Source organism: [Scytonema hofmanni] UTEX 2349 (assembly GCF_000582685.1).
Classification (GTDB): Bacteria; Cyanobacteriota; Cyanobacteriia; order Cyanobacteriales; family Nostocaceae; genus Hassallia; species Hassallia hofmanni.
The window spans coordinates 1-4,939 of record NZ_ALWD01000160.1 but is presented as its reverse complement, the minus strand read 5'-3'; the positions used below and the strand labels follow the sequence as shown (position 1 = coordinate 4,939).

General features: G+C 35.3%; 7 protein-coding genes. 6 read left to right on the top strand and 1 reads right to left on the bottom strand.

The window, feature by feature from the left end; all coding sequences use genetic code 11:
• Nucleotides 1–113 precede the first annotated feature (113 nt).
• A complete protein-coding gene (locus TOL9009_RS0101255; RefSeq protein ID WP_029630621.1) occupies nucleotides 114–368 on the top strand; it encodes a hypothetical protein in 255 nt (84 codons plus the stop codon).
• Between the two features lie 138 nt (nucleotides 369–506).
• Nucleotides 507–776, top strand: a complete 270-nt coding sequence (locus TOL9009_RS0101250) for a hypothetical protein (protein WP_029630628.1) — start codon at nucleotides 507–509, stop codon at nucleotides 774–776.
• Between the two features lie 279 nt (nucleotides 777–1,055).
• On the opposite strand, the gene TOL9009_RS0101245 is transcribed toward TOL9009_RS0101250, so the two are convergent.
• Nucleotides 1,056–1,388 (bottom strand): hypothetical protein, encoded by a 333-nt coding sequence (locus TOL9009_RS0101245; protein WP_029630627.1) that lies wholly within the window; start codon nucleotides 1,386–1,388, stop codon nucleotides 1,056–1,058.
• 1,013 nt (nucleotides 1,389–2,401) lie between these two features.
• On the opposite strand from TOL9009_RS0101245, the gene TOL9009_RS0101240 reads away from it, so the two are divergent.
• The 4 genes from TOL9009_RS0101240 to TOL9009_RS37365 form a co-directional block, all read left to right on the top strand.
• Entirely contained in the window at nucleotides 2,402–3,811 is a 1,410-nt protein-coding gene (locus tag TOL9009_RS0101240) for a phage/plasmid replication domain-containing protein (RefSeq protein WP_029630625.1), read from the top strand.
• Nucleotides 3,812–3,886: 75 nt separating this feature from the next.
• On the top strand, nucleotides 3,887–4,207 hold the full coding sequence (locus TOL9009_RS0101235; RefSeq protein WP_029630623.1) for a hypothetical protein: 321 nt from the start codon (nucleotides 3,887–3,889) through the stop codon (nucleotides 4,205–4,207).
• A gap of 89 nt (nucleotides 4,208–4,296) precedes the next feature.
• On the top strand, nucleotides 4,297–4,551 hold the full coding sequence (locus tag TOL9009_RS0101230; protein ID WP_029630621.1) for a hypothetical protein: 255 nt from the start codon (nucleotides 4,297–4,299) through the stop codon (nucleotides 4,549–4,551).
• Between the two features lie 138 nt (nucleotides 4,552–4,689).
• Nucleotides 4,690–4,939 (top strand): hypothetical protein (locus TOL9009_RS37365; RefSeq protein WP_038295645.1); only part of this gene is annotated, 250 nt, incomplete at its 3' end.

Here is a 4,939-nt window from a genome sequence, read left to right as displayed (position 1 = left end):
ATAAGCAAAGAAGATTTAAAGTGATAAACTTGTAACAAGATTGCAGACATTAAATATTTATATCTGCAATACTTGTTACACCTTTCCAGATTTAGTTAAGAGGCTTTGAATATATGCATGACATTTTAAGGAATTTATTTTTCTCATTGCGTTGTCCTTCTTGTAATTCTTTAGAAGTGAATTATGAAGCTAATGATAATTTACAGGCTATTAGTTTTAAATGTAGTGATTGTGATTGGGAGATTTTGACTAATTATGAAACAGCACGGAAATCAGGTTTTGAACCAACTGGAGGTCACTTTGATACGACAGTTACACTTTTGAATGAAGAAGGTGAAGTTACTAGTGAATTTAGAACTAAATTTTAGTTTTGGTTAGGAAGATAAATGAAGAAATAAAGTGATACGATTAAATTAATTAAATATGCCCCCTGAGTTAAGAACTGGACATTCTTAACTCAGCAGGACTTCACCAAGTTAATCACCTAACATTGGAGCGTAACTATCATGGCACAAAATGAAACTGACATCAAGCGACTTATCCTCGAAGCAATGGATACAAACAGTCGTTTGCAAAAAACTAGAATATTGTTAGATATTGCAATGGAGCAATTAGCGTTTAAAGATAATCCCAAAACTTTAGAACGTATTGAAGTTTTACTTGATGAGTATGTAAGTTCTTGCAACTGTTGTCTTGAGGATTTGGAATATACTTTAAAAAAATTAAGAAGTGTTTCATTTGCAGCTATTAAGTCTTGCACATGTAAAGTAAAATAGCTTTATTCTCTTTCAATACCTGCATTATTCACTGATAATGCAGGTCTTTATCTAGTATTTTAGCCATACTATAAGGACACTAAAGTGCCTTTATACAATGGTTATAGTATGACAATAACCCAACAATAATATGGTTACACTTGTCTTATTCTTTAACTATATTTGGTTGGAAATTGCTTGAACTTTGTTTATAAAAACTTAGTGGAGCATTTTAGTTTGGTAATAGTTGAACCATCCATCGGTTATGTTGCAACTATAAAAATAACCAGTTTTTTAAACTTAGGTAATCTTAAAACTGGCTTCTAGCAAGGATTTTGAGTGAATTTTTTTTCGTTGCATTGCACTGCAAACACCGCAGCAAGTACGCTGACCCTCAATTTCTTGAAGATAATCACTAAGTTTTTTAGAGCCACGTCTGCCACACAAACTTTCCCAATGAGTTGCAGACCTGCTGTAGTTTTCAACCAAGTGGATCACATTGTTGCTGTTGGTGATAGGCTTCCAAAGGATTTCCATTTTTCTTGAGCGATCGCGCGTAACTTCCACCCCTGATTTTAAGATATTGGAAGTTGGAAGTTTGGAAGTTAAATTTGCAGCATCTATGTAGTGCAAGTCTTTTAACTACTTCTAAGTTTTTAATTTTACTTCCACCGTGAAAGTTGCACGATAAATTTGTAAGTTTTGAATAAGTGATGGTTTTAGGCGATTTTGTCCCCACGGAAACCTAATAGGTTTCCAGCGAATTTCCCCATTATTATTTAAGGGTGTTTTTGAAAGGATTAAACCAGCGGCAAGTTAACTTCCCGAAAAAATATTAGCGTGGTTTAAATTCTGAAGCCTTTTAGTGAGTTTAAAAGCTGGTTGCATTGACTCTGTAGCTCATAGAGAGTTTGGTACAACTGCATTTATCATCAACCATTCTTCCCCCTTCCCCCCTGTGTCAATCCCTCTGTGTAATTTGGGTTCTCCTGTCAACCCCTTGCCGCTTGCGGTCGCCGGTACTCCGGCGAGGGTTTACAGGAGGTTCCAAATTACGTAATGTCTCATTCAGGGGGGAAGGGGGAAACACTAAGCAGGATGATCTAGAAAAATACCCAATAGTGGATCTACAAATGGTTTCTTGTGATTGTAATAAGCCAGAAACCTTGTAGAATAAGACTTGTAGATTAAACGCGCCCTTGCAAGTGCTGTCAACACTTGCAAAGACGACTTCCCCAACTAACGCACTAACCGAAAGTGGAGCAATTATTTATGTTACCTCTCAGCAGCTGCTTTTATAGCTTGGTAGGCTTCAATCCCTTCTGTAGCCTACTGTTGCAAAGATATTTTTACCTTTTAGCCCTGGCGTGACGTTACTTGCGATAAGTATTTTAGCGTGTTAATAAACGCCTGTTCTTTATTTCTGCCTCCGGTAGATGTTGGGAATGTTCTAGTAACACCCCAACATCTGTGTCAAATTTGTCAGTTTTGGTCAGGCTCAAACATAAGGTGCAAATCTGACATTTTTCACGAATTTTAAGTATTTATGCTTACTGTGTAGCACTGTTACCCCTTCAGAGGACTTATGAGCAACATTGGAGTATTCTGTTTTTTAGTAAATTTTGAGGGCAAGGAGGTTCTAGCTCGTGATTGATACCCTCAAACTCGGTATTCCCCTCACCCAAAGTCAGCATAACAAACTTGAAAAGCTTCTAGAGAAAGATGAAAACTGGCAATGGGTGAAGTTTCAGCCTTCTTCTGGTGAATTAAAACTTGTGCGCTGCCGGGGATTAGCTTTTATGGATCAGCACAGTTTTCATAGAGATATACGCTGGGATGTTTCCCCAACTTATATTCCAGAAGAAACATTTTTAACTTTGGAACTTTCGGTTCCTAAATTTTGGTATGGACATAATATTCATTTGCTTTATGATTTCGCTGAGGCGCTCGCACAACTGAAGAAAATTTTGGATAAACAGTTGCATTGTCGTTTTTCAGATGCAATGACTTGGAAAGTTTTACGAGTTGATTGTTGCTATGCTTGGCGATGCCCTTCCCAAAAAATAGCCCAACAGATTCTTGATTCTTTGAAACGTTTACACTTTCCAAGGAAGAAACCAATAATTTATCCAGAGTCAATATTGTTTGCTGGAGCTACTTACAGCGTTAAGTTCTACTTAAAATATCCAGAATTTCTCCAACATGATCGAAAGATACTTTTAAAAGATAAAGCTTCTTTAGAATGGATTAATTATCTAGAGGAATTATCCAAAGGAGTTTTAAGATATGAGGCGACATTAAGGAGACAGTACCTTAAAACGAAGAACATAAATACTGTATTTGATTTAACAAATGCTTCTATTAAGCTTGAGTGGTCACAAGAGTTTATTGAATTAAATGACCATATAACCGAAGATAATCCTGAAGCTCTTTCTGCATGTATGATGATAATTATAGGTTATACCAATAGACAAAAGTATAATTTAAGTATAGAGGAAATTCATCAAAGGATTTTAGATAATAATCCTCATCCTTTGAACGATGGTGATGTTTATTATGCACCTCCTCAAACATTAATTATTGAGCCTGGAGATGAATTAGTTCATAAGGGGGGTGGCTTTACAATAAGAAAAGTTGACAACCCAACTTCAATTCTTCAATACTTTCTGAAAAGGTTTTTAGGAGAAAATAGAGGTATGCAAGAAGCTGATGAAGTTAAGTTGAAGCTTTATCAAAAATATAAACGTGATAAAGCTCATAGATTATATGCTACTTGGTTAGCTGTTCAGAGAGATGGTTCTCAAGGACTTAAAGAAGACATTGGTGATCGGTCTTTTTATAGGATAAAAGCAGATTTAAAAGCAGCAGGGTGTAGTTTTGTAGAACCACCAAAAGTTACAACTTTGGATGATAAGTTTATAAAGTCATTTACCTTAGACGTTCCCTCTAATTATGCAACCAACCAAGTAGACGATTTTAGAGACAGCAGCAATGTTATCAATATATTGCCTCATTTAATTGAACAGTCTGTAAGACAGCAGCGCAAAGAAAAATAACCTGTAACAGGTATTGACATTAAACCTGTAACTAGTTTAAAGTATGAGAGTACTAAACCAGTTACAGGTTTTTATATGACTAAGCCTCTAGGTGGCAGAGGGAAAAAAGCACCTTATGAAACAGCAGTAATTAGGGTACCGCTTCCACTGGTTCCCAAGGTAGAAAAGTTGATTGATGATTATAGAAACTTAACAATAAAAGGAGAAGAATCAGAATCAGATAAATATCCCAAACTTCCAGCAGCATCGACACTAACAACTTACCAAAAGGCATTAGAAGAAGCAAAGAAAATTCTCACTGCAAATATCAAGTCTAAAAAGTCAACTGCTGACTGCATAGCAAAGTTGTTACAGGTTTTATATGGAGGCACAATAAGCAAAGAAGATTTAAAGTGATAAACTTGTAACAAGATTGCAGACATTAAATATTTATATCTGCAATACTTGTTACACCTTTCCAGATTTAGTTAAGAGGCTTTGAATATATGCATGACATTTTAAGGAATTTATTTTTCTCATTGCGTTGTCCTTCTTGTAATTCTTTAGAAGTGAATTATGAAGCTAATGATAATTTACAGGCTATTAGTTTTAAATGTAGTGATTGTGATTGGGAGATTTTGACTAATTATGAAACAGCACGGAAATCAGGTTTTGAACCAACTGGAGGTCACTTTGATACGACAGTTACACTTTTGAATGAAGAAGGTGAAGTTACTAGTGAATTTAGAACTAAATTTTAGTTTTGGTTAGGAAGATAAATGAAGAAATAAAGTGATACGATTAAATTAATTAAATATGCCCCCTGAGTTAAGAACTGGACATTCTTAACTCAGCAGGACTTCACCAAGTTAATCACCTAACATTGGAGCGTAACTATCATGGCACAAAATGAAACTGACATCAAGCGACTTATCCTCGAAGCAATGGATACAAACAGTCGTTTGCAAAAAACTAGAATATTGTTAGATATTGCAATGGAGCAATTAGCGTTTAAAGATAATCCCAAAACTTTAGAACGTATTGAAGTTTTACTTGATGAGTATGTAAGTTCTTGCAACTGTTGTCTTGAGGATTTGGAATATACTTTAAAAAAATTAAGAAGTGTTTCATTTGCAGCTATTAAGTCTT

Excerpts from the sequence above, each read along its gene's own strand:
- TOL9009_RS0101250 (WP_029630628.1), top strand. The coding sequence starts at position 507 with ATGGCACAAAATGAAACTGACATCAAGCGACTTATCCTCGAAGCAATG.
- TOL9009_RS0101235 (WP_029630623.1), top strand. The coding sequence starts at position 3,887 with ATGACTAAGCCTCTAGGTGGCAGAGGGAAAAAAGCACCTTATGAAACA.
- TOL9009_RS0101230 (WP_029630621.1), top strand. The coding sequence starts at position 4,297 with ATGCATGACATTTTAAGGAATTTATTTTTCTCATTGCGTTGTCCTTCT.
- TOL9009_RS0101255 (WP_029630621.1), top strand. The coding sequence starts at position 114 with ATGCATGACATTTTAAGGAATTTATTTTTCTCATTGCGTTGTCCTTCT.